This window comes from Brachyspira pilosicoli, from assembly GCF_036997485.1.
GTDB classification, from domain to species: domain Bacteria; phylum Spirochaetota; class Brachyspiria; order Brachyspirales; family Brachyspiraceae; genus Brachyspira; species Brachyspira pilosicoli_C.
Genome location: NZ_JAWLPU010000002.1, coordinates 471,750 through 496,327, shown reverse-complemented (window position 1 = coordinate 496,327; position 24,578 = coordinate 471,750). Strand labels below are relative to the sequence as shown.

Sequence of the window (24,578 nt, the reverse complement as noted above, 5' to 3'; positions counted from 1 at the left end):
ATTATGTTAGATGATATATTTGAACAATTAACAAAATTACAAAACAATCAAAAATCTAAAGAGATGTCTGCATACATGAAAAATAAATTTGAGTTTCTTGGTGTGGATTCTAAAAGCAGAAAAAATATAGAAAATAACATTTTTAAAGAATACAGAAAAACAGAGAATATTGATTTTTGTTTTACAGATAAATGTTTTAAGAGTAAATATAGAGAGTTTCAATATTGTGCTATTGATTATTTAAGTTTAAAGAAAAAATATTTAAATAAAACTCATATTGAAAAATTAAAAGAATATATATTAACAAAATCATGGTGGGACAGTGTTGACGGCTTTCATAGAATAATTGGCGACATTGCTTTGAGAGATGAGAGTATCAATTCAATATTATTAGAATGGTCTTTAGATGATAATTTTTGGCTTAGAAGAATTGCTATATGTCATCAGCTTATAAGAAAAAATAATACAAATACTAATTTACTTGAAAATATAATAATTAATAATCTAAATCAAGAAGAGTTTTTTATAAACAAGGCTATAGGCTGGGCACTTAGAGATTATAGCAAAACCAATACTAAATGGGTTTTAAATTTTATTAATAAGCATAAAGATAATATGTCTAATTTGAGCATAAAAGAAGCAAGTAAATATTTATAAAAAATTGCTCGAGACTGGACTTGAACCAGCACGGTGTTACCCGACAGCACCTCAAGCTGTTGTGTCTACCTATTCCACCACCCGAGCTAATAAAATTAATATCTATTATATAATAACATAACTTTTTGTCAAATTTTATTTTTTTATTATAAATTATTTATTGCTAATAATAAAAAATGTATTAATATAAAATAAAGGATTTATATTATGACTGTGAAAGATAAAATAGATAGTTGGTTTATTCAGGCGAGATTATATTTTGGTTTAACTAAATATGCTTCTGCTCTTAGATTATACGATAAAATTATAGAATATTTTTATACTTACGCTGAACATTTGGATAATAATTATAAAGAAATATATTTTGCAAGAGTCTATTACAAAAAAGCATTAACTCTATATTATTTAAATCAATACGAAAAGTCTATAGAGTTTTATGATAAGGCTATAAGTGTAAATCCTTTATATGAAAAAGCTTTTATTAATAAGGGGATAATACTTGCCAAATTAAATGCCTATGATGATGCTTTGTCTTCTTTTAATATGGCTATAGAGATAAATGATAAATCTGAAATATCTTATTTTAATATAGGTATAATATATTCAAAACTGGAACGTTATCAAGATGCTTTGGATTATTTTAATATAGCAGGAAAATTAGGTTATGAATATGCTTATTTAAATGTAGCTATTATGCTGGAGAAGCTTGGAGAGATAGATAATGCTTTAAAAATGTATGATAAGGCAATAGAGAGCAATCAATATTTAGAGATAGTTTATTTAAATAAGGGAAATTATTTAAATAGAATAAATAAATATAAAGAGGCTATAGAATATTTTGATAAGGCTATAGAGATTTTAAAATCAAAAGAGATAAAAAACACTAAAAAATCAGATATAGATGACAGCGATATGATTGAGTATAATTATATTGATGATAATTCTATTTCTGAGAGAGTTTATTTTTCTAAGGCTAACTCTTTAATATGTTTAAAAGAATATGAGAAAGCTTTAGATATTTTAATAAGTGTAGATGAATATAAATCAGTTAATATTTTTAATATTATATCAAAGTTTATATATTTTATAGATATAGATAAACTAATAAATATAATTTTAAATCAAGAGAGTTTTTGGGTAAAAGAAAAGGAAGAATATTTTTATTTTGTTACAAGAGATATTATTGATAAAAATAAATTAAAAAGGTTGTGGATACTACAATATATACTTTTATATTTAATATCAGTAAAAGATTATGACAATATAGAAGAGATATCGCATTATACTAGCATAGAAGTATTTGATGAGATGGCATTTGATAGAAGATATGATAAAACAGAAGAAGCCAATTTGAAAAGCTATAATACTTATCTTAAGAAAAATAAGTTTAGAATGACAAGTGTAAAAAATGCTAATGACCCTAAAGAGGGTAAAGTTTTAATGCAGCTTCTTAGAGATAATAGTTTAAATGTAAAACATTCTAAAGTTAATAATTTTATAGCACTGCAAACTTCTTTTAGCAGATGTAAAGATTCTCTTACTATGTATAGGCTATATGGAAAAAATGATAATAAAGAAGGAACAGGCTGCTGTTTAGTTTTTAATAAATCTTTCTTTGATACTTCATTTAATAATATAAACTCTAGTATACTTTTTTCTTTTTCTTATAATAAAGACAACAATTCTTATATAGAGTCTTATGAAGAGAATACTTTGCCTTTATATTATGTGCTTTATTATAACTATAGAAAAAATGAAATAATATTTAATCCTTGTGAATCTGATTATAATTCACTTATAATAGATTTAAATAAAAATTATTATACTCTCTGGAATGATGGAAATGATTTTTATGATAAGTTAAAAAATAAAATAGGTTATATTTTTAATAATATATTTGATATTATAAAGACTTTTAATAGTGAAGAGTTAGAATATTCTTGTCAGCTTCTTATGAATATACAGTATTTAATAAAAGATTCTTCATTTGTAGAAGAACAAGAAATGCGTATTATACAGCTGCTTGAATATGGAAGTAATCCTTTACATATAGATGATAATATGAAACGTTCCTACAAAAACTATTTATATTTATTTGACAACAAAGCATTAAAAGAGGTAATACTCGCTCCAAAGGTTAAGGATGCTGATTTTTTGGTTGAGAAATATAATGATAGGTTAGCGAAAGCGACTAATATATATAATTCAGAGACTGTGAAAAATAAATATAGAATTAATGTTTATGTATCGAATGCGCCTATTTCTTAAAAAATTAGTATATAGCTAAATAATTATATTTTATCATATAAGTTTTTTATTCAACTTTTCTGACCTTATACCGTGTACACTTATATATAATAAGTTTTCTATAATAATTTAGTTTTATATAAATACAATTATTATAGAAAATTATTTATTAATTATTTTCTCCAAGTCTTCTTTTATACTTAAAGCCATATCATCATCAAAACTTGAAAATGAATTCTTGGTGTATAATATGTTTTTGTCGTTGTCAATAACTATTATCCAAGGAAGCCACTTAACATTATATTCATCAGAAATATTTTTATATTTATCAACATCAACTTCAGTGAAAATTAAATTATCATCTATGAATTTTTTTAGTTCTTCATTTACGAATACTTTCTCTTTAAGCTCATAGCAATTAGCACACCAAACAGCAGAAAAATCTATTAGTATAGGTTTGTTGTTTTGTTTTGAAACTTCTAATGCATCAGTGTATGATATCATATTTGATACTTCGCTTTTTTGTTTTATAAATCCATAAACAGAGCCTAATGCTATTGATATAATTACTACAGAAATGAATATTTTTATTTCTAATGCACTTAACATAGCAGATTTATTTTTTATTATGTAAACTAATACTGCAAATACTAATATCGCAGCTGAAGCAAGTATATAGCTTATTTTATTGAATCCAATTACACCGAAAAGTATATTAGCATAATAGAAACTTATTATCATCATTAGGAAAGTGAAAATATATTTAACATATACCATCCAAGTTCCAGCCTTAGGCATTTTTGTAAGTATTGAAGCGAATGTACCAAGAATGAATAATACAGAAGCGAAACCCAAAGCATAAACAGCCATGTATAGAGTAGCGAATACAGGATTAAGAAAACCTATTTCCAATATAACCGCTATTATAGGAGCAGCACAAGGAGTGGCAACTATTCCTGCAAGAAGTCCCATTATATATTTATGGAATATTGATTGATTTTTTTTACTGTATGCATTTGTTTTTGCAGACTGTAAAAATGAAGGAGCTTTAATTTCATAAAATCCTGCCATTGAAAAAGTAAAGTATAAAAATAGTAGTACTAATATTGTTAACACTATAGGGTTATATCCAATACTTCCAAAGAGTATAGTTTTATGAAAAGCAAATCCAGCCACAGAAACTATAGCACCCAAAAGAGTGTATGTTGTTATTACACCTAAGGCAAATAAAAGTGAGGCTAATACGCTTGATTTTTTATTGTTCTTTTCGTCTGTTGTTGTTCCTAAAATAGACACTGTTATAGAAAGCAAAGGATATGTGCAAGGCAAAAGCACAGATGCAAGTCCTGCCGCAAATATTAAAATTAATGTTATAAATATATTATTGTTTCCTTTTATATAGTTTTCTATAGAGCTTGCATTCTCTGGTTTTTCATCTGTTATAATATTTGCATTATCAGGTATATCAATTTCTTCACCGTATATTACTTTACTTTGAGGTTGTAAACATATATTATCTTTTGCTGAGCATAATTGATAAGTTGATTTTATAAAGTTAATTTTATTTATATCAATATCTTTTAATATAAACTCTTGTTCGCCTTTTATTATAATATCATCATGATATTTTTCACCTTTTGGGTATGTTGTATTTATTTCTTTATTATCTGCAAAAAATAATATTTTATTTGCTATGCTTGATTCTAAATATGCGTAATAACCATCTGGAATACTTGCTTTCACTGTAATTTTATTGTCATTAGTTGATAGGCTAAAACTAATTATAGCTTCTGTATTTTTATTGAGTAAATTAAAGTTCTGACCATAAACTGATAAACCAAAAATTAAAAATAAAAAAATATATATCTTTCTCATGCTCGCTCCATAAAATTAATATACATAAAATAAAATAATTGTCAATTTAAGGACTATAAAAAAGAACTGAAAACTATTTTTTTAAAGCATTATTTAGAGCTAAATATCCTGAATATGTGAGATTATATATTTTTGTAAAACCCAATTTATACATACGCATGCAAGCCATAGAAGACCTTGAACCGCTTGCACAGTAAACTATATATTCTCTATCTTTATCTAATTTAGACATTTTATTATTAAAATCGCTGTCATCTAAAGCTATGTTTATACTATTTTTTATGTATCCGCTATATTGTACTTCCTGATAGCTTCTCACATCTATTAGTCCAACATTTTTATTATTTTTATACAACTCTATAGCTTCGTCAAGTTTTATGTTTTTATATTTACCTTTGCTTATGATGATAAATATTATTTTCTTTACAAAAGTTATTATTATAAAAATAGCTATTAATAATATAATTAATGATAATGTATTGTTCATTTAATATACCATATATATGTATAGTGTATTATATACATAATAATAAAAAAATCAATACTTGTAATAATGTATCTTTTTTTAGATTGATAAAAAGTTATTTTATAATATAATAATTTCTTATCAAAATATAGTATAAAAAGATAGGTAATATAAAAATGGAACAATTTATAGATGTAGTAAATTTTGAAATAGAGGCAGGGCATGGAGGAGCAGGATGTGTAAGCTTCAGACGTGAGGCACATGTCCCCATGGGAGGGCCTGACGGCGGAAACGGAGGAGAAGGCGGAGATGTTATAGTAAGAGTTGATGCGAGGATAAACAGTTTTGGAAAGATAAAAAGCAGAAAAAGATTTAGGGCAAGAGACGGAGAGCCAGGAAGAGCAAGACTTAGCGATGGAAAAAAGGGCGATGATGTTGTTATAAGAGTTCCTATAGGCACAGTTATTTATGATGATGATACAAATAATATATTAGCTGATTTACTTGAAGATGGACAAAGCTTTACTGTTGCAAGAGGCGGTAAAGGAGGCAAAGGCAATAAGTTTTATGCTACTGCTACCAATCAAGCACCAGACTATGCTCAGCATGGTTTAGACGGTGAAAAGCTTAATATAAGATTAGAAGTTAAACTTATAGCCGATATTGGTCTTGTTGGCATGCCCAATGCTGGCAAATCAAGCTTACTTGCAAGACTCACTCGTGCTAATCCAAAAATAGCATCATATCCTTTTACGACACTTACTCCGAATTTGGGTGTATGTTATTTAGACTATGAGAGAAGTTTCGTTATAGCTGATATTCCAGGTATCATAGAAGGAGCTAGTGAAGGGGCAGGGCTTGGACTTACTTTTTTAAGACATATTGAAAGAACTGGAGCTTTATGCTTTGTTATAGATTTAACCGATGAAGATGTTGTTGATACTTATAAAAAACTTAGAAATGAATTAAAACAGTATAGTAAAGAATTGATAAAGAAAAAGTCTATAATAGTATTAAATAAAACTGATATGCTTGAAGAAGATGAAATAAAAGAAAAAGTAAAAGCTATAGAAAAGATTATAAAAAAAGAATATAAAAACAATAAAGAGACTCATTATGAAGAGCCAGAAATATTCGCTTTGTCAGTATTTAGTTTAGATGGAGAACTTCTTGATAAAGTAACAAATGCATTCTATAAGGCAAATGAAGAAAGATACGACAATACCAAAAAAGAAACTAAAGAGCCTTTGCTTCTTAATCAAAATAAATCAAAATTAAAAACAAAAAGAGTATTCGGACCAGTGGTTTCAAAAAGACTTGGTAATTCTTTAGGGATAGATGTTATACCTCATAAAACCTGCTCTTATAATTGTATATATTGTCAGTTAGGTTCTGAGGAAAATACAAAGACTAATCTTGCTAATTATTATTCTGTTGATGAAATAATATACGAATTAAAAGAGGCTTTGCTTAATAATAAAAACATTGACTATATAACATTTGCTGGTTCTGGAGAGCCTACACTATATAAAGATTTAAAAAAGTTAATTTATGAAATCAAACAGATAACTGATATTCCTGTATGCATTATAACAAATGGTTCACTTTTATATAAACAAGAAATGCGTTCTAATTTGCTTATGGCTGATTTAATTATACCTTCTCTTGATGCTGGTAATATTGACACTTTTAGGTTAATAGACCAGCCTAATAAGGAAATTGATTTTGATAAAATGGTTAATGGGCTTATAGAGTTTAGAAGAGTTTTTGAGGGGGAGTATTGGCTTGAGGTATTTTTACTTAAAGGAATTAATGACAGTGAAGAAGAGCTTGATGATATAATAAAAATAGTAAACAAAATAAAACCTGATAAAGTTCAGCTTGTTACAGCTACAAGAAGAACGGCTAATGAAAAAGCTAAGGCATTAAGCGATGAAGAGATGGAGAATACTAAAAAATATTTTGAAGCAAATTGCAGTATTGAAATAGATGTTCCTAGTGTGTCAGATAAGGCAAAAGGAAACACTAAAAAAATTACTGAAGAAGATATAGTGAATTTTTTAATGAGGCAGCCTGATACTGTTCATATGATAGCTATTAGTTTTAATGAAGATGAAAAAAGGGTAAGCGAATTACTAAAAAAGTTAGTTGAAAGCGGAAAGGTGAGAGAGGAAATAGTTAATGGAGTACTCTCTTATGCGGTAAATATTTAAAAATATAAAGGGTTACTATAACAATAGCAGCCCTTATTTTTTTGATTTTATGCATATACATTCAATCTTTCACCAACACCAGGTCTCATAGGCTCTGATATAGCTTGAGGCTGAATTGCACTAGACATGATTTTGTCTATAGCTTGAGCTTGCATATCTGTAGATTTTCTTATCATGCTCAAAGAAACATCTTGTTTTAATGCAGCTGTAGAATAAGAATTGTAGGCAGAAACGTCCATAAAATCACCTCCATTTTTTATATATTATATATAAGTAAAACCTATATATAATAATAATTGTAAATAAAGAATTATTTTTATCAATATGATTTTTGTGAAATTAAGAAAAATAAAATATTATGGAATATATTATGTTTTTTATTTGCAATTTTTTTATACATATAAAACTTTTTAATAAAAATTAAAATTTATATATAAATATTACAAATAATGGAGAATTTATTGTAAAATTAATTGACTTTTTGTTTACTTATGTTAACATTATCAAAAATACTTTTTGGAGTTATTTTATGAAAAAGTTACTTATAGCTTTAATGATGATTGTATCATTAAGCACAGGTTTGTTTGCACAAAATATTGGTGAGAAAACAGGTAATGCATTTTTAGATTATATGCATGGCAGGAGTTTATTTGGTATTAACTTTGGTCCTACATTATATGCTGGACTTTTTGATATTGGTGTTAAGTTTATAAATATAGATCAGATGGTTACATCTGGAGGAGGAGATACTACTGGAACTGATTTAAGGTCAAAACATTATGCTTTTGGTTTAGGTTTTAGTTATGATTTTGCACCTGTTAATTTTATGACAGTTGGTCTTGATATTGGTTTTTCTGTTGGAGAGATTAAAGCTGGACAAGATAAAATAACTTTCAGCACTATTCCTTGGTCTTTAAATGTTAAGTTTTTCTTTTGGAAGAATGCTCCTTTTGGCTTTTTCTTATCTCCAAGAATTGGTGGTACTGCTTTAAGGGCTAATGGTTATGGTCCAAACATAGAGGCTAATGGTATTACTAGTTTATATTCTCATGGCGGTCTTTATTTATCTCTTGAATTAGGTTGGAGAATACAATTATTCCCTAAAACTGGTGCTAATTGGCCTGTGCAGGTTGGTATAGATATTTCTTTATTTGATTTGGGTTATTATGTTGCTCCTTGGGCTTCTCCTATATTTGATGTTCCTCAATTCTCTTCTTTTTCAGGCTATAAAATATTTGCTAATATAAGAGCTTTAATACTTCCTCGTATAGGTATTACTTTGAGATTCTAATTTAATATTTTTTGATAATTATAACCCTGTATGCATTTTTAATGTGTGCAGGGTTTTTTTATTATATAGATTTCAATAGATATCTTTATATATTTCTGTTTTTATATAATTTATTATTTAAAAAATTAGTCCTAAATTTGACTTTTTATTATTTATATGCTATTATAAACAGCGTTCATCGGAGGGTGAAATAACATTTGAAGTTATTAGCTGGATAAGATGGCGGGTGAAATTCCCGTTTTCTTATCCAGCTTTTTTTTTGATTTTTTTATTGTTTGGCAAACTTAAAAACAATTATTTAATAAACACTTAGGAGCTGTAAAAATGAAAGAACAAACTTTAACACAAGGAAAAATATTAAAATCATTAATATTATTTGCTTTTCCTGTACTTATAGCGTTATTTTTGCAAGCTATGTATGGGGCAGCGGACTTAATTATAGTAGGGAAGTTTGCAGGCACTAATGAGCAATCTGGTGTGGCATCTGGAAGTCAGCTGTTTAATATGATAACTATGATAATAACAGGTCTTACTATGGGAATTACAGTATTTGTGGGAGATGCTATAGGTGCTAACAAAAAAGAGAAAGCTGGAAAGGGTATTGGAAGCGGCATTATTATTTTTGCTATTATTGCTATTATTATTACTTTAATTATTGTGCCTTTTAGCGATTTGATTGCAAGATATATGCATGCTCCAAAAGAGGCATTTAATCAAACAAGCAATTATATAAAAATATGCGCAATTGGTACTATATTTATTGTGGCATACAATTGCATAGGGGCTATATTTAGAGGAATTGGAGATTCAAAGACTCCTTTAATTACAGTTGCTATTGCTTGTTTTATTAATATAGTAGGAGATATTATATTGGTTGCTATTTTTAATATGGGTGCTTCTGGTGCTGCTATTGCTACGGTTAGCTCTCAGGCTATTAGTGTTATATTTTCTCTTTATTTTATAAGTAAAAAGAAACTTCCTTTTAATTTTTCTAAGAAATATATTAGATTAGAAAAAGAGTGCGTAAAGAAAATACTTATTATAGGCTCTCCTATAGCTTTGCAGGAGATGCTTGTGCAGTTTTCATTTTTATTTATACAGGTAATAGTTAATGGAATGGGGGTGATGGAATCTGCCGCTGTGGGAGTTGCTGAGAAGGTGTGTGTATTTTTAATGCTTGTTGCTTCTGCCTATATGCAATCAATATCTGCATTTGTTGCTCAAAATAATGGAGCAGGTTTATATGAACGCTCTCAAAAGGCTTTGGTTTATGGTATTAGAACTGCTTTAATTGCTGGAATGTGTACTAGCATAATTACTTTAGTTTTTGGAAGTTTACTTTCTAATATATTTTCTAATGAAAGATTGGTTATATTGGCATCTTATAGTTATTTAAAAGCTTATGCTATAGATTGTTTACTTACTGCTATATTGTTTTGCTTTGTAGGATATTTTAATGGATGTGGAAAGACATTATTTGTGATGATACAGGGAATAGTGGGGGCTTTCTTTGTGAGGATACCTGTTGTATATTTGATGAGCCATATTGATAATGCTTCTCTTTTTTATATAGGGCTTGCTACGCCAATATCATCTATAGTGCAGATAATTTTATGCTTAATAGCTTATAATTTTTATAAGAGGGATTTATGTAATTCAGAGAAATTAGAGAAATCTTATTCTGTTATTTAATAATATTAGAGATGTAAAAAATAGCTTTATATATTTTTATATAAGGCTATTTTAATGAATATGAATTATTGTTTTTTATTATGATATAAAATATTGTTGTATATTAAATATTATATATTTTAATGTAGCGTAAAACATAAATTTAAGCTAAAAAAATGCAGCCTTTTTGGTTCTTTGCGGCGGCACCGCGGGCACTCCCTTCGGTCGCCCTGAAGGACTCCTTTCAGTCGCAAAAGAACTGGGGTGTGGGGCGAAGCCCTGCAAGTATTTAAAATAAAAAAATATTTTCATAAACTTAAAATTTTTTACTATGTATTTGTGTTTTTTCTAAAATATATATAACATATATGCATAATTTTTTGTAGGTTTTTATTATGACAAAAGATATGACTGTAGGAAGTCCGTTTAAGACTATAATATATTTTTCTATACCGATGCTTATAGGAGGAATATTTCAGCAATTCTATGGAGTTGCAGATACCATCATAATAGGTAAGTTTGTAGGTTCAAGGGCATTAGCTTCTATTGGGGCGACAACTTCTACTATGTTTTTCTTTTTATCTTTTGCTATAGGGTTTACTAATGCTTTTTCTATAGTAATGGGGCAGTTCTTTGGGGCAAAAAATGAAAGTATGCTTAAAACCACTTTTCTTAATTCAATATATTTAACATTATTTAGCTCATTTATTCTTTTTGTACTTGGAATATTTTTATCAAGACCTCTTATGATATTATTAAAAACACCAACGGATATAATAGATAATTCTGTATTATACTTACAAATATGTGTGGGTTTATCATTTGGTCAGCTTATATATAATGGAGCTTCTAGTATATTAAGAGCTTTGGGAGACAGCAAAACTCCTTTATATTTTTTGATACTTACAACTGTTTTAAACATCATATTAGATTTAATTTTTGTTGCTTTACTCAAAATGAATGTATTGGGTGTTGCCATTGCTACTGTAATATCGCAAACAATATCTGCTTTTTTAAGTGTATTATATATTGTTAAGAAATTCCCTATATTAAAACTCCATAAAGAGGATATTGTTTTTAATTTTGATAATCTATTTATGATAATAAAAATAGGCGTTTCTATGAGTGTGCAGGCAATATTTTTGTCTATAGGTGAGATGATTATAAGCAGAGTTGTTAATACATTTGGTACTAATGTTGTAGCATCATACACCACAGGAAACAGAATAAATCAATTTGCTTCTATGGCATATTTTGTGGTGTCTGAGGCTTTTGCTGTTTATGTAGCACAAAATTTCGGTGCACAAAAGTTCGACAGAATAAAAGAAGGTTTTAGAAGCATAATAATATTATCATTATCTTTAAGTTTATTTGCAACTTTGGTGATATTTATATTTGGAGATAATTTGATAAGGCTATTTATTTCAAGCAATGATGAATATATAGAAATAATAGTAGAGATATGCAAAGGTTATTTAAGAATATCATCAATGTTTTATCCATTTTTAGCTATAATACTATTATACAACAACTCTATAAGAGCAATAGGAAAAGCACTTATACCTTTAATTTCTGGAATAGCTGAGCTTCTTATAAAGGTTGGAGGTTCAGTATTTTTGTCTATACCATTGGGATATGTTGGCGTATGGTTTGCAAATCCTGTTGGCTGGGCTTTGGGTATACTACCTTCTTGCATTTATTTTCACAAGTATGCTTTTAAAAAGTAAGGTTTAACGTTTAGCTCTTTTTGAAGTTATATTTTTATGCACAGATTTTTTTGCTGGCTTTAATTGTTTAAGCTGATTTATTTTTTCTCTTATCTCAATAGCCTTTTCAAACTCTAAACTGTCTGAAGCTTTTTTCATCTCTTTTTCAAGCTCTTTTATATAATCATCGCTTTTTTGCTCAGGGTCAATTTTTACTCTTTCATTGAAGCGTCTAAAGTCAAAATGAAGCTCATAAGAAGTTTCAACTTTTTCTTCTCTTTCAATTATATCTTGTATTTTTTTGATTATTGTTTTTGGAGTGATGTTATGCTCTTTATTGTAGTCCATTTGTATTTTTCTTCTTCTTTCTGTTTCATCAATGGCTACTTTCATAGCATCGCTTATAGTATCAGCAAACATTATCACTCTGCCGTTAGCATTTCTTGCAGCACGTCCTATAGTCTGTATTAGAGTAGTTGTATTTCTTAAAAAACCTGTTTTGTCGGCATCAAGTATTAGTATGAGTGATACTTCGGGCACATCAAGCCCCTCTCTCAAAAGGTTAATACCCACAAGCACATCAAAAGCCCCAAGCCTTAAATCTCTTATTATCTCTACACGCTCTACTGTTTGAATGTCTGAATGCAAATAACGAGTTCTAACACCATTTTCATTTAAATATTTTGTGAGGTCTTCTGCCATTTTTTTAGTGAGTGTCGTTATAAATATTCTTTCGTTGTTGGATATTGTTTTTTTAATCTCTTCAAGAATCCTATCTATTTGACCGTTTATAGGGTATACTTCAATTATAGGGTCAAGAAGTCCTGTAGGTCGAATAATCTGCTCTACAACTTGACTGCTTTTTTTAAGTTCATATTCTGCAGGGGTCGCACTAATATATATTGTATCATTAGTGAGACTTTCAAACTCTTCAAAAAATAATGGACGGTTATCTAATGCAGAAGGAAGTCTAAAGCCATATTTTACCAAAGTCTCTTTTCTGCTTCTGTCTCCAAAAAACATTCCTCTAATCTGAGGCACACTCACATGCGACTCATCTATTATAGTTAAAAAATCTTTTGGAAAATAGTCTATCAAACAAGCAGGCCTGTCTCCCTCTTTACGTCCTGATAATGGGCGGGAATAGTTTTCTATGCCAGCACAGTAGCCTACTTCTCTAAGCATTTCTAAATCATATTTTGTTCTTCCGTATATTCTTTCAGCTTCTACTAATTTGCCTTCGGATTTAAATTTATTATACTGCTCTTCAAGTTCTTCTTCTATTAACTTTATTCCTGCTGTTAATTTGTCACTTCCTGTAACGAAGTGCTTTGCAGGATATATTACAACTCTATCTTGCTCTGCAATTTTTTGTCTTGTGATGGGGTTAATTTTTATGATGCGTTCAACAGTATCCCCAAAAAACTCTACTCTTATAACCTCATCAGAATAGGCACTCATTATCTCTAAAGTATCTCCCATTACTTTAAACCTTGCCCTCTCAAGTACATCTTTAACTCGTTCGTATTGTATAGATACTAATTTTTCAATTATCTCGTCTCTATCATATTCGCCGTCTTTCTCTATGGCAATATAAAGTTTTCTATAATCTTCAGGAGAACCCAAGCCGTATATGCAAGAAACAGAAGCAACAATTATAACATCTCTCCTTTCAAGAAGCGAAGTAGTAGCTTTAAGTCTTAGCCTATCAATTTCATCATTAACTGAGGCGTCTTTATCAATATATAAATCCTTAGCAGGAACATAGGCTTCAGGCTGATAGTAATCATAATAAGAAACGAAATACTCAACTGCATTGTTTGGAAAGAAGTCTTTTAATTCTCTGTAAAGCTGTGCCGCTAAAGTTTTGTTATGCGACATTACAAGAGTAGGGCGGTTAGCTTTCTCTATAACATTTGCAATTGTGAAAGTTTTTCCGCTTGCAGTAACACCTAAAAGAGTTTGATATTTATTTTTATTTTCAAGCCCTTTAACTAAAGAGTCTATTGCTGTTATTTGGTCTCCTGAAGGCTTGAAATTCGATTCTAATTTGAAATTCATATAAATTATTATACTATATTTCTTATGTTTAGTAAATTAATTGAATAACTTTTTTATTTTATTTTTAAAAACTATAAACTCTCTGTATAAATTTATATAATATGGATTAAAATCCAAATCTCTATTTTCTGAAAGTTTTTTTATATATAATTTAGCCCATACAAGAAAATGCAATGAATGAAATCTTATTTTTTTGTTTATTTTGTCTTTACTATAATTACAAAATGGTATTTTATTTTCAAAAAATATTTTCTTCATTTGATATCTGCCTTTTTTAAGCATTTCAAATTCTGCTCCTCCATAAACAATTGCTGAATCAAATACAGAATCATTTTCTATTTCAGATAAATTTCCTACAGGTAAATTAAAATTTGAAAAAAAATCTCTAGATAAATCCATATCAGATATACTTCCTGCAACTCCATTATTGACTCTATTCGTATTATAATACATATCTTTTAATTTATTGATTTCTTTTTCATTAGTATATTTAAATAATAAATATTTAGAAAATTCTTCCAATACTTTTACATCTTTAATATACATACTCAGCCCCAAATTATGTGCTAAAGATATGTTATACTTATTAAATGGATTTAATGCTTCATTTAAATCAGAAAATAACAATATATCACTATCAATATGAAAACATTCCCTTATATTATATTCTTTCATAAAGTCTTTTAATATAATCCATCTTTGCATACAAAACATTTCGTAATTTGGATTGCTTTTACCAAGATGTATATACTTATTTTTAAACTCAATAGATTCTTCTTTTATAACTTTTTTTATATCCACAAATGATGAATATTTAAAATATTCTTTGCATTCTTTATCCGATATTAAAAATATATTTGCATTTTTATTTGTCTCTTTTATTTTTCTCAATGTGTAAATAAGATATTTAACAAATCCAGTATGTATTATAACTATATTCATAATAATACATACCTTTTATTAATTAATGATAAATTTTTTTTGTATGATGTAAAAAAGCAGTTATTATAATTATTTAACTGTAGACTGTAGACTGTAGACTGTAGACTGTAGACTGTAGACTGTAGACTGTAGACTGTAGACTTAATTAACTTCATAGATTTAATTATATAGTATTATTAAATTTAGTCAAGAATTAAAAATATAATCAATATAAATTAACAGTTCTCATAAGTATTACTGTTTTATTATTTGCACTTTCGTGAAACGTTCCAGAATGGAGAAAACTTTTACTAAGTCCGCACAGCGACCAAATGGAGTCCTTCAGGGCGACCAAAGGGAGTGCCTGTGGGTGCGACCGTAGGAAGTGCCTTCGGTATAGGTATAAAAGAACCTTATATCCTTCGGATACGCTTCGCGAAGAACTGCATTCTTATTATAAATTTTATAATTTAATTGTACATTAAAAGGCACTCCTCCGCACGACTAAGAAGTTATAATTAAAGCATAACATTACCGTGCGGCAAGGTGGTACAGCTCGTACGCGGGAAAAAGTTGATAATATATCTCATAAATTGAGAAAATATTAAATTGCTTATATTGTTTTTTATAATACCTTATACCGATAATTTATGCTATGGATAATAATATAGTTCATACACCTGTAATGCTTAAAGAAATTTTAAGTTTCATACCAGAAAATGCTAATATTGCAGTGGACGCTACATTAGGTGAGGGCGGTCATACTAAGGCAATGCTTGATTTAAATCTTGAAGTTCATAGCTTTGAAAGAGATGATAAAATACTTGAAGTTGCAAAGAATAGGCTTAAAGATTATAAAAGGTTCCATTACTATAACAACACTTATGATAAGATGATAGAAGAGCTTGATGAAAATGTTATTGGCAATGTTGATTTTATGCTCTATGACCTTGGCATTTCTATGTTTCATTTCAAAAAGGCTAATAGGGGATTTTCTTTTAAAGATGATGTTAAACTTGATATGCGTCTTGGTATTAATAATAAAAGTGCCTATGATGTTATTAATGGCTATTCAGAAAAAGAGCTTGAGAGAGTTTTTAGAGAATACGGCGAAATGCATAATGCTTCAAAGATTGCAAACATTATAGTAAACGAAAGAAAGAAAAAAACTATAGAAACTTCAAAAGAATTAGAAAATATCATATTTCATCATACAGATAAATCAAAAAGGTTTGGTAAGATTCACCCCGCAACATTAGTGTTTCAGGCTATAAGGATAGAGGTTAATGATGAGCTTAATATATTAGAAAAGTCTATTTCAAATATCAGCAAAATTTTAAAAAACGGCGGAGTTGCTGCTATAATGAGTTATCATTCTTTGGAAGATAGAATAGTTAAGAGATTTTTGAAAGACAATGAAAAAACTAAAAATAAAGATGGTATATTTAAATTACTAAATTCTAAAGTTATAACTCCGACAAATGAAGAAATAAAATTAAATCCAGCAAGCAGAAGTGCTAAACTTAGAGTTGCAAAATTAATAATTTAATTTGAGGTTTTATGAAAAGCAAAAAAGTTATTGACAATAATAAAGAGACAAAAAAAGAGAAAAAAACATATAGTCTTGGTGCTGTATTTTTGGTTGTTATTATATTTGTAATAATTTCTATAGGTCTTACTTTTATAAGAAATATGAAGTCTAATGAAATCTTACAAGAAGCTCATAGTTTGGATAGACAAATAGAGATTTTAGAAAAAGAAGTAAAAGTGCTTACTGCAAGAGAATCAGAATTGTCTTCTCCAAATAGATTTATAGAAACAGCTATAATTAATGGTTTTAGTTCTGCTGGAAATGATGACGATATAATATATTTAAAAATAGAGTCTGATAAATAATATTTTACTATTTATGAAGTTTTAGTATTTAAATTGGTAGTAAAAAAATAATTTAGGTAAATAAAAATGAAATATTTTAAAGATCTTATAAAAGGCTATGATAATTTAAATATTAAAGAAATTACTAAAGAAAGCTTAAAATTAGAAATAAAATCCATATCTTATAATTCAAAACTTGTAAAAAAAAATTATATATTTGTTGCTATTAAAGGCTTAAAAGATGATGGTCATAAATATATAGAAAGTGCTATTAAAAATAAAGCAAGTATTATTATTTATGACATTGCTGCAGATAAAAGTTTTATTAACAATCTAAAAGAAAAATATAAAAATGTTTGTTTTGTAGGAAGCAAAAATCCAAGAGAAACTTTAGCATATATAGCTTCTAAACTCTATGATGAGCCTACAAAAAAAATGCATTCTATAGCTATAACAGGAACTAACGGAAAAACTACTACAAGCTATCTATTAAAAGCCGCATTAGAAAGTGCTAAAAATAAAACAGCTCTAATAGGTACTATAAAAAACATGATAGGCAAATCAGAAATAAAAACTAATCTTACAACTCCAGAATCTATAGATTTAGAAAGTATTTTTGATAAAGCATATAAAAAAAATGTTTCTCATATTGTAATGGAAGCTTCTTCTCAGGCTCTTGCTATGGATAGATGCGATTATATTAATTATGATGCTGCAATATTTACAAACCTCACAGAAGACCATTTGGATTATCATATTGATATGAAAAACTATTTGAAGGCTAAATTAAAATTATTTTCTCTGCTTAAACAAAGTTCCAAAAAGAAAAAATTAGCTATTATAAATATAAATACAGATTATTTTAAAGAAATAAAAAATTATATAAAAAAATTAGATTTAAAAATGGTTACTTATGGCTTAAATGAAAAAGCAGATTATTATGCCAAAATTATTACTCTAAACTCCAAATATAGTGAATATGAGTTTTATGCCAAGGGAAAGTTTATATCAAAAGTAAAACTATCTCTTTTAGGAGAGTTTAATGTAGTTAATTCTTTATCTGTTTTAGCTTATGCGTATGAATATAAATTAGATATAGAAAAAGTAATAAAATCAATCAGAAAGGTTCAGGTTTCTGGAAGGTTTGAAATAGTGAGCGATGAAAAATGTCCTTTTATTGTTGCTGTTGATTATTCTCATACTCCAGACAGTTTAGAAAATATATTAGTTGAATCTAAAAAATTAAAGCCTAATAGGGTAATAGTGGTATTTGGTTGCGGAGGAGACAGAGACAGAAAAAAACGCCCTATAATGGCTTCTATTGCAGAGAAATATGCTGATATATCTATATTAACTACAGATAACCAAAGAACTGAAAGCATAGAGCAAATAATGTCTGATATAGAAAAGGGTTTCACTAATTCTAATTATAAAAAGATAATAGACAGAAAAGAAGCTATATTTGATGCTATTAGAGAAGCAAAAGAAAATGATATAGTAATAATAGCGGGCAAAGGTCATGAAACCTATCAAATATTTCCAGATAAAACTATTCATTTTGATGACAGAGAAGTTGCTAAAGAAGCATTGTCAAATATTAACAAATGTTAGATTGTTCTAAAAAATATGCTTCTATCTATTGACTTTATTTGTTTAAAGCTGTATATTTTTTTAATAAAGTAAATAATTTTAGATTTTAATATGAAGGAGATAAACATGAAAATAACATTTCAAGGCGGAGAAGTACATTTAGAAGGTGTTTCATTGGTAGAAGGTGCTAAAGCTCCTGATTTTACTGGAGTTAAAACAGATTTAAGTCCATGGTCTTTAAAAGATGCTGGCGATACAGTAAAAATTATTTCTTCTGTACCATCTTTGGATACTCCTGTATGTGATGTACAAACTAAAAGATTTAATAAAGAAGCTTCTTCTTTAAAAGGTGTAACAGTTGTAACAGTATCTCTTGATTTACCTTTTGCTCAGGCAAGATGGTGTGCTGCTGCTAATGCTAATTCACATATAGTATTATCAGATTATGCTGAAAGGGATTTTGGTAAGAAATTTGGTACTTTAATAAAAGAATTAAAACTTCTTACTCGTGCTGTATTTGTACTTGATAAAAACAATGTCGTAAAATATGTACAATATGTTCCAGAAATTACTCATGAACCTGATTATGAAGCAGCAATAAAAGCAGCTAAAGAGCTTTTATAATTAAAAAAATATTTTAGAAATTAAGCATATCTTTATTTTTAAAGGTATGCTTTTTTTAAATAAGGAGTTTAATAGATGAGTATATATGACTATACAGTAAAAGATGCTGAAGGCAAAGATGTGAAATTAAAAAAATATGAAGGAAAAGTTCTGCTTATAATTAATAGTGCCACTAAATGAGGGTTTACTAAACAATATTCTGCGTTGCAGGATTTATACAAAAAATATAAAAAGGATGGTTTTGAAATATTAGACTTTCCTTGCAATCAATTCGGCGGACAAGCAAAAGAGCCTATTGAAGAGATTGCTGAGTTTAGAAAAGAAAAATACGGCATTACTTTTAAGCTATTTGACAAAGTAAAAGTTAATAGCAAAAATGCTGACCCTTTATTTACTTATTTAAGAACTGAAAAACCAACCGAAGAAGGTGTTGATAAAATAAGATGGAATTTTGGTAAATTTTTAATAGATAGACAAGGCAATATAGTAGGACGTTATGACCCTAGGGTAAAACCTGAAGAACTTGATGAGATAGTGTCAGAATTATTAAAAAAAGAATAAGAAATTATAATTTTTTCTATAACTTCACTGTATTAAAAAAGTTACTAAATAGCATGATAAATATGCTTTTATAAATAAATTATAGAAGCATATTTATGTTGTTTTAATTTGTGGTAATATATTGCTTAAGTAAAATAAATGTAGTTTGAAATATTAAAATTATTTAGTCCAATTCTCTACTTTTATTACCCAAGCTTTAGTTTGATAAGCTGCCTCTAAACCTACTTTGCTATCTTCAAAAATAATTGTCTCTTTATTTGAAGCATTAAAATAATCCATACACTTGAAAAATATTTCTGGGTGCGGTTTTTTATTTATTATGTCTGCGCCAGTTAATACCAAATCAAATAGATTATCCAATTTAAACTCTTTTAATATGCCGTATACTCCATTTGGTGAGGCTGTCGTTGCTAATGCAAGATTTTTTTTATTATGATTAGATAATATTGTATCATATATAAAAGGGTGAATCTCTAAAAGATTAAGATTATTTAAATATATTTCTTCTTTTTTAGTGTGTATCTTTTCAATTAAAATATCTTTGTCTTTTGTTATTTTTTCTAAATCTAATATGTTAGATACAAAAGTTTTATAATGCAAACCAAAGCATTTTTTATAATAATACTCTTCATCAAGATTTATATTAAATTCTCTAAAGGCATTGCTGTATGAATAATAATTTAAATAAGCACTGTCAATTAAGGTGCCGTCCATATCGAATATTAATAGTTTTATATTTAGCATAATTAGTACCTATATTTTTTTGAATTATAGCATAAAAATAAAATTTTGCATTGCTTTTATTTATATAATTCTAATATTGTATAATTCTAATATATATATATAATATTATAGATTAAAAGGCTATGAAAATATATTATATGTTATTATTATCAATCTTTGTAATATCCTCATGTACAACTCTTCCTAAAAAAGATACAAATACGGAAGAAGCAAAAATATGGATTGAAAATTCAAAGAATAAAGTAGTAATGGATAATTTTCAAAATATATATAGATTCGATAAAAAATCTAATATTGATGTTATTATATATGGCTACTCTTCACCTATAGAATATGTTTTTTTAAAAATGTCAGATAATAATAAGGCAATATATTATACAAAAACAAAAAGACAAAACTTTATATTAACCTCACTTCCAAGTTTTAATTTGTATAATTTATTAGATAATAAAAAAGTATATGATCCATTATACAAAACAGTTGATTTTAATTATAAAGGAAATTTTAAAAATAATGATGTTTACAGATTTAAGGGTTTTGTTATAGAGGAAGGAAATTTATATATAGCAAATAATTATAATAAATCATATAACGAAAAATTAAATAAATGGCTGAAAGAAAACGGTTATGGAAAAGATTTATATTGGGAGCCTTATAATATCGCTAATTGGAATGAATATCCAATGCCGACTGAAAATGATATAGATTGGAATAATATTTTTTTATTAGGAAAATTAGAAAAATAGTTATAATATGCTATAAAAAATAGTAATTTTCTTTTATTGTTAGACACTTCTAATTAAGTTAATATTATATTACAACAATTAGGAGGAATCATGACAATTAATTCAAAATATATTACAAATACTCAAAAAATAGGGGAATTATATTCAGCAATTTCGCATAGTATAGGAGCTTTACTCTCAATAGCTGGATTTGTTCTTATGCTTATAAAAGTAAATAAAAATTATATAATGCCTGTAATAGTTTATGGTGTTGGTATTATATTATTATACACTTTTAGTTCTATTTATCATTTTTTTCCAGATGGTAAGGTAAAGAAACTATTTCGCAAATTTGACCATATAGGAATATATATTTTTATAGCAGCTACATACACACCACTATGCATATTTTCTCTTCCAAAAAATATAGGAATGCTTATATTATCTGTGATATGGGTATGCGCATTAATTGGTGTAATATCAAATACTATTTTAATATATAAAAGTCCAATACTTACAATAGTTTTATATATATCCATGGGTTGGATTATTGCTTTTGCTTTCAAACCGCTTTTAAAAGAATTTAATATAATGCATTTAAGCTGGCTAATATGGGGAGGAATATTTTACACCATAGGGGCTTTTTTGTATGCAATAGGAAAAAAGTATCAGGATAAGACTAAACAATTTACACATGACATGTTTCACATATTTGTATTAATGGGGTCATTTTCTCATTATTGGTTTTTGTATCAGTATGTTATTTTATAGTATTAATCATAAAGTTCTTTTTGTTTAATATTGTTATTTGAACATTATTTTGCATTTAAAATATAAACGATAAAGAATAATTATTTCTTTAATTATTTTTTATAATATTTTTTTTGTTATGATGTTGTATCAATATAGAATCATTATACTATAGTTGTACGTAATTTGTAATAGAATAACTATATAATATTTGCTGATTAATACTTGAAAAAAAATATATTGATTGTATAATATTTTCAATAAAAATAAGAAAATAATTAAAAATTAAAATATTTGTAAGGAGAAAAGATTTATGGCAGCAAAACAGTTGTTATTTGATGAAGAAGCTAGACGCTCCCTTATGCGTGGAGTAGATGCTTTAGCTAATGCAGTAAAAGTAACTTTAGGACCACGCGGACGTAATGTTGTAATAGACAAAAAATTTGGTCCTCCTACTATAATAAATGATGGTGTTACTATCGCTAAAGAAATAGAATTAGAAGACCCTTTTGAAAATATGGGTGCTCAAATAGTTAAAGAAGTAGCTACTAAAACTAATGATGTTGCTGGTGACGGTACTACTACAGCTACAGTTTTAGCTCAAGCTATGGTTAAAGAAGGTTTAAAAAACGTAACTAGCGGCGCTAATCCTATGCTTATTAAAAGAGGTATAGAAAAAGCAGTTAGCGAAATAGTTGCTCATATTAAATCTGAAGCTAAACAAATTAAAGGTAAAGAAGAGATTGCTCAAGTTGCTACAATTTCTGCAAACAACGATAAAGAAATAGGTGCTTTAATAAGCGATGCTATGGAAAAAGTTGGTAAAGAGGGTGTTATTACTGTTGAAGAGGCTAAATCATTGGAAACAAGCCTTTCATTAGTAGAAGGTATGCAATTTGACAGAGGTTATATTTCTCCATATTTTGTAACTAACGGAGACAGTATGACTGCTGAATTAGAAGATGCTTTAGTTCTTATTTATGATAAAAAAATATCTAATATGAAAGAACTTCTTCCTGTACTTGAAAAAATTGCTCAAACAGGAAAACCTTTCATTATTATTGCTGAAGATATAGAATCTGAAGCTTTAGCTACTTTAGTATTAAACAAAATGAGAGGAGTATTAAACGTATGTGCAGTTAAAGCTCCTGGTTTTGGCGACAGAAGAAAAGCTATGCTTGAAGATATTGCTATATTAACAGGCGGACAAGTTATCAGCGAAGATTTAGGTATGAAACTTGAAAATACTGGTTTAGAGCATCTTGGTAAAGCTAAGAAAATCACTGTTGATAAAGAAAACACTACTATAGTTGAAGGTGCTGGTAAAAAAGGTGATGTTCAGGCAAGAGTAGCTACTATTAAAAAACAAATAGAAGAAACTGACAGTGATTATGACAGAGAAAAATTACAAGAGAGATTAGCTAAACTATCAGGAGGAGTTGCTGTTATTAATATCGGTGCTGCTACTGAAGTAGAAATGAAAGAGAAAAAAGCTCGTGTTGAAGATGCTTTATCTGCAACTCGTGCTGCTGTTGAAGAGGGAGTTATTCCTGGCGGCGGTATCACTTACTTACATGCTCAATCTAAACTTGATGCTATTAAATTAGAAAATCCTGATGAGCAAGTTGGTGTTAATATAGTAAAAAGAGCTATAGAAGAACCTATAAGAATGATAGCACAAAATGCTGGTTTAGACGGTTCTGTTGTTGCTATTGAAGCTAAAAAACAAAAAGGCAATATGGGTTTCAACGCTCTTACTAATGAGTGGGTTGATATGTTAAAAGCTGGTATTATTGACCCTGCTAAAGTATCAAGAAGTGCTTTACAAAATGCTGCTTCTATTGCTTCTCAAGTATTAACTGCTGAAGTTATTATTACTGATATACCTGAACCTGAAAAACCAATGCCTCCAATGCCTGGCGGCGGAATGGGTGGTATGTATTAATAATAATTACCATTAGCTTAAAAAAATAATTTTTTTAATATAAAAAGCCTTAGCGATTTATTCTTAATCGCTTGGGCTTTATTTTTATATAGAGTGTTTTTTGGGAGTGTTTTTTTATGAAAGATAAAGTATTTAGCATAAGATTTGCCACTATAGATGATGTTTCTACTATATTAAAGTTTATTAAGGAGTTAGCTTCTTATGAAAAGCTTGAAAATGAGGTTGTTGCTACTGAGGATATATTAAAAGAATGGATATTTGAAAAAAATAAGGCTGAAGTTTTGATTGCTTTAGAAGATGATGTTCCTATTGGGTATGCTTTATTTTTTCACAATTTTTCTACTTTTTTAGGCAAGGCTGGTATATATTTAGAGGATTTATATATTAGAGAGAGTTTTAGAGGGTTGGGATATGGAAAGAGATTATTAAAGGAGCTTGCTAAGATTGCTGTTGAGAGAGGGTGTGAAAGGCTTGATTGGCAATGTTTGGATTGGAATAAGAGCAGTATTGATTTTTATTTATCTATTAATGCTGTTAAAATGGAAGATTGGTATACTTATAGATTAAGTCATGATAATTTAAAAGAGTTCTCTAAAAAATAATAATTTTGATATTTAAACTATTAAAATATCATTGACTTTTATAATGTATTTTGT

21 protein-coding genes and 1 tRNA gene are annotated in these 24,578 nt (G+C 27.9%); 15 read left to right on the top strand and 7 right to left on the bottom strand.

Annotated features, from left to right (window positions below):
• Positions 1-3 precede the first annotated feature (3 nt).
• Positions 4-657 carry a DNA alkylation repair protein gene (locus R4I97_RS07540; RefSeq protein WP_335784457.1) on the top strand — a complete coding sequence of 218 codons (654 nt, stop codon included), beginning with the start codon at positions 4-6 and terminating at the stop codon, positions 655-657.
• A 5-nt stretch (positions 658-662) separates the two neighbouring features.
• Here the strand turns inward: R4I97_RS07540 and R4I97_RS07535 are convergent.
• Positions 663-744: transfer RNA gene (locus R4I97_RS07535), tRNA-Leu, on the bottom strand.
• 120 nt (positions 745-864) lie between these two features.
• Here R4I97_RS07535 and R4I97_RS07530 point away from each other — a divergent pair.
• On the top strand, positions 865-2,925 hold the full coding sequence (locus tag R4I97_RS07530; RefSeq protein WP_335784456.1) for a tetratricopeptide repeat protein: 2,061 nt from the start codon (positions 865-867) through the stop codon (positions 2,923-2,925).
• Between the two features lie 141 nt (positions 2,926-3,066).
• On the opposite strand, the gene R4I97_RS07525 is transcribed toward R4I97_RS07530, so the two are convergent.
• Complete coding sequence (locus tag R4I97_RS07525; protein ID WP_335784455.1) at positions 3,067-4,779, bottom strand: protein-disulfide reductase DsbD family protein; 1,713 nt, start codon at positions 4,777-4,779, stop codon at positions 3,067-3,069.
• 73 nt (positions 4,780-4,852) lie between these two features.
• Positions 4,853-5,266 (bottom strand): rhodanese-like domain-containing protein, encoded by a 414-nt coding sequence (locus R4I97_RS07520; RefSeq protein ID WP_335784454.1) that lies wholly within the window; start codon positions 5,264-5,266, stop codon positions 4,853-4,855.
• 155 nt (positions 5,267-5,421) lie between these two features.
• On the opposite strand from R4I97_RS07520, the gene obgE reads away from it, so the two are divergent.
• The gene (obgE, locus tag R4I97_RS07515) at positions 5,422-7,458 is read left to right on the top strand and encodes a GTPase ObgE (RefSeq protein WP_335784453.1); all 2,037 of its coding nucleotides are present in this window, start codon (positions 5,422-5,424) and stop codon (positions 7,456-7,458) included.
• 47 nt (positions 7,459-7,505) lie between these two features.
• Here the strand turns inward: obgE and R4I97_RS07510 are convergent, their stop codons facing one another.
• Positions 7,506-7,697, bottom strand: a complete 192-nt coding sequence (locus R4I97_RS07510; RefSeq protein WP_013243270.1) for a putative motility protein — start codon at positions 7,695-7,697, stop codon at positions 7,506-7,508.
• Between the two features lie 290 nt (positions 7,698-7,987).
• Between R4I97_RS07510 and R4I97_RS07505 the strand changes: the two genes are divergently transcribed.
• From R4I97_RS07505 to R4I97_RS07495, 3 genes are all read left to right on the top strand, one after another.
• A complete protein-coding gene (locus R4I97_RS07505) occupies positions 7,988-8,749 on the top strand; it encodes a hypothetical protein (protein WP_335784452.1) in 762 nt (253 codons plus the stop codon).
• Between the two features lie 324 nt (positions 8,750-9,073).
• The gene (locus R4I97_RS07500; RefSeq protein ID WP_335784451.1) at positions 9,074-10,441 is read left to right on the top strand and encodes an MATE family efflux transporter; all 1,368 of its coding nucleotides are present in this window, start codon (positions 9,074-9,076) and stop codon (positions 10,439-10,441) included.
• A 374-nt stretch (positions 10,442-10,815) separates the two neighbouring features.
• Entirely contained in the window at positions 10,816-12,147 is a 1,332-nt protein-coding gene (locus tag R4I97_RS07495; protein WP_335784450.1) for an MATE family efflux transporter, read from the top strand.
• 3 nt (positions 12,148-12,150) lie between these two features.
• On the opposite strand, the gene uvrB is transcribed toward R4I97_RS07495, so the two are convergent.
• Positions 12,151-14,187 (bottom strand): excinuclease ABC subunit UvrB, encoded by a 2,037-nt coding sequence (gene uvrB / locus R4I97_RS07490; protein WP_335784449.1) that lies wholly within the window; start codon positions 14,185-14,187, stop codon positions 12,151-12,153.
• A 36-nt stretch (positions 14,188-14,223) separates the two neighbouring features.
• The gene (locus R4I97_RS07485) at positions 14,224-15,129 is read right to left on the bottom strand and encodes a hypothetical protein (protein WP_335784448.1); all 906 of its coding nucleotides are present in this window, start codon (positions 15,127-15,129) and stop codon (positions 14,224-14,226) included.
• A 634-nt stretch (positions 15,130-15,763) separates the two neighbouring features.
• On the opposite strand from R4I97_RS07485, the gene rsmH reads away from it, so the two are divergent.
• From rsmH to R4I97_RS07460, 5 genes are all read left to right on the top strand, one after another.
• Positions 15,764-16,657, top strand: coding sequence for a 16S rRNA (cytosine(1402)-N(4))-methyltransferase RsmH (gene rsmH, locus R4I97_RS07480; protein ID WP_335784447.1), 894 nt, complete (start codon positions 15,764-15,766; stop codon positions 16,655-16,657).
• 11 nt (positions 16,658-16,668) lie between these two features.
• On the top strand, positions 16,669-17,004 hold the full coding sequence (locus R4I97_RS07475) for a septation ring formation regulator EzrA (protein WP_335784446.1): 336 nt from the start codon (positions 16,669-16,671) through the stop codon (positions 17,002-17,004).
• Between the two features lie 66 nt (positions 17,005-17,070).
• The gene (locus R4I97_RS07470) at positions 17,071-18,594 is read left to right on the top strand and encodes a UDP-N-acetylmuramoyl-L-alanyl-D-glutamate--2,6-diaminopimelate ligase (RefSeq protein WP_335784445.1); all 1,524 of its coding nucleotides are present in this window, start codon (positions 17,071-17,073) and stop codon (positions 18,592-18,594) included.
• 105 nt (positions 18,595-18,699) lie between these two features.
• Positions 18,700-19,197, top strand: coding sequence for a thiol peroxidase (tpx, locus tag R4I97_RS07465; protein ID WP_335784444.1), 498 nt, complete (start codon positions 18,700-18,702; stop codon positions 19,195-19,197).
• A 75-nt stretch (positions 19,198-19,272) separates the two neighbouring features.
• Positions 19,273-19,758 carry a glutathione peroxidase gene (locus tag R4I97_RS07460; protein ID WP_335764983.1) on the top strand — a complete coding sequence of 162 codons (486 nt, stop codon included), beginning with the start codon at positions 19,273-19,275 and terminating at the stop codon, positions 19,756-19,758.
• Positions 19,759-19,917: 159 nt separating this feature from the next.
• Here the strand turns inward: R4I97_RS07460 and R4I97_RS07455 are convergent, their stop codons facing one another.
• A complete protein-coding gene (locus R4I97_RS07455) occupies positions 19,918-20,502 on the bottom strand; it encodes an HAD family phosphatase (RefSeq protein WP_335784443.1) in 585 nt (194 codons plus the stop codon).
• 122 nt (positions 20,503-20,624) lie between these two features.
• Here R4I97_RS07455 and R4I97_RS07450 point away from each other — a divergent pair, with 122 nt between their 5' ends.
• The 4 genes from R4I97_RS07450 to R4I97_RS07435 all read left to right on the top strand — a co-directional run bounded on the left by R4I97_RS07450 (position 20,625) and on the right by R4I97_RS07435 (position 24,524).
• Entirely contained in the window at positions 20,625-21,248 is a 624-nt protein-coding gene (locus R4I97_RS07450) for a hypothetical protein (RefSeq protein ID WP_335784442.1), read from the top strand.
• 90 nt (positions 21,249-21,338) lie between these two features.
• Positions 21,339-21,998 carry a PAQR family membrane homeostasis protein TrhA gene (gene trhA, locus R4I97_RS07445; protein WP_335784441.1) on the top strand — a complete coding sequence of 220 codons (660 nt, stop codon included), beginning with the start codon at positions 21,339-21,341 and terminating at the stop codon, positions 21,996-21,998.
• Between the two features lie 292 nt (positions 21,999-22,290).
• Positions 22,291-23,922 (top strand): chaperonin GroEL, encoded by a 1,632-nt coding sequence (groL, locus tag R4I97_RS07440; RefSeq protein ID WP_335784440.1) that lies wholly within the window; start codon positions 22,291-22,293, stop codon positions 23,920-23,922.
• Between the two features lie 116 nt (positions 23,923-24,038).
• Positions 24,039-24,524, top strand: coding sequence for a GNAT family N-acetyltransferase (locus R4I97_RS07435; protein ID WP_335784439.1), 486 nt, complete (start codon positions 24,039-24,041; stop codon positions 24,522-24,524).
• Positions 24,525-24,578 lie beyond the last annotated feature (54 nt).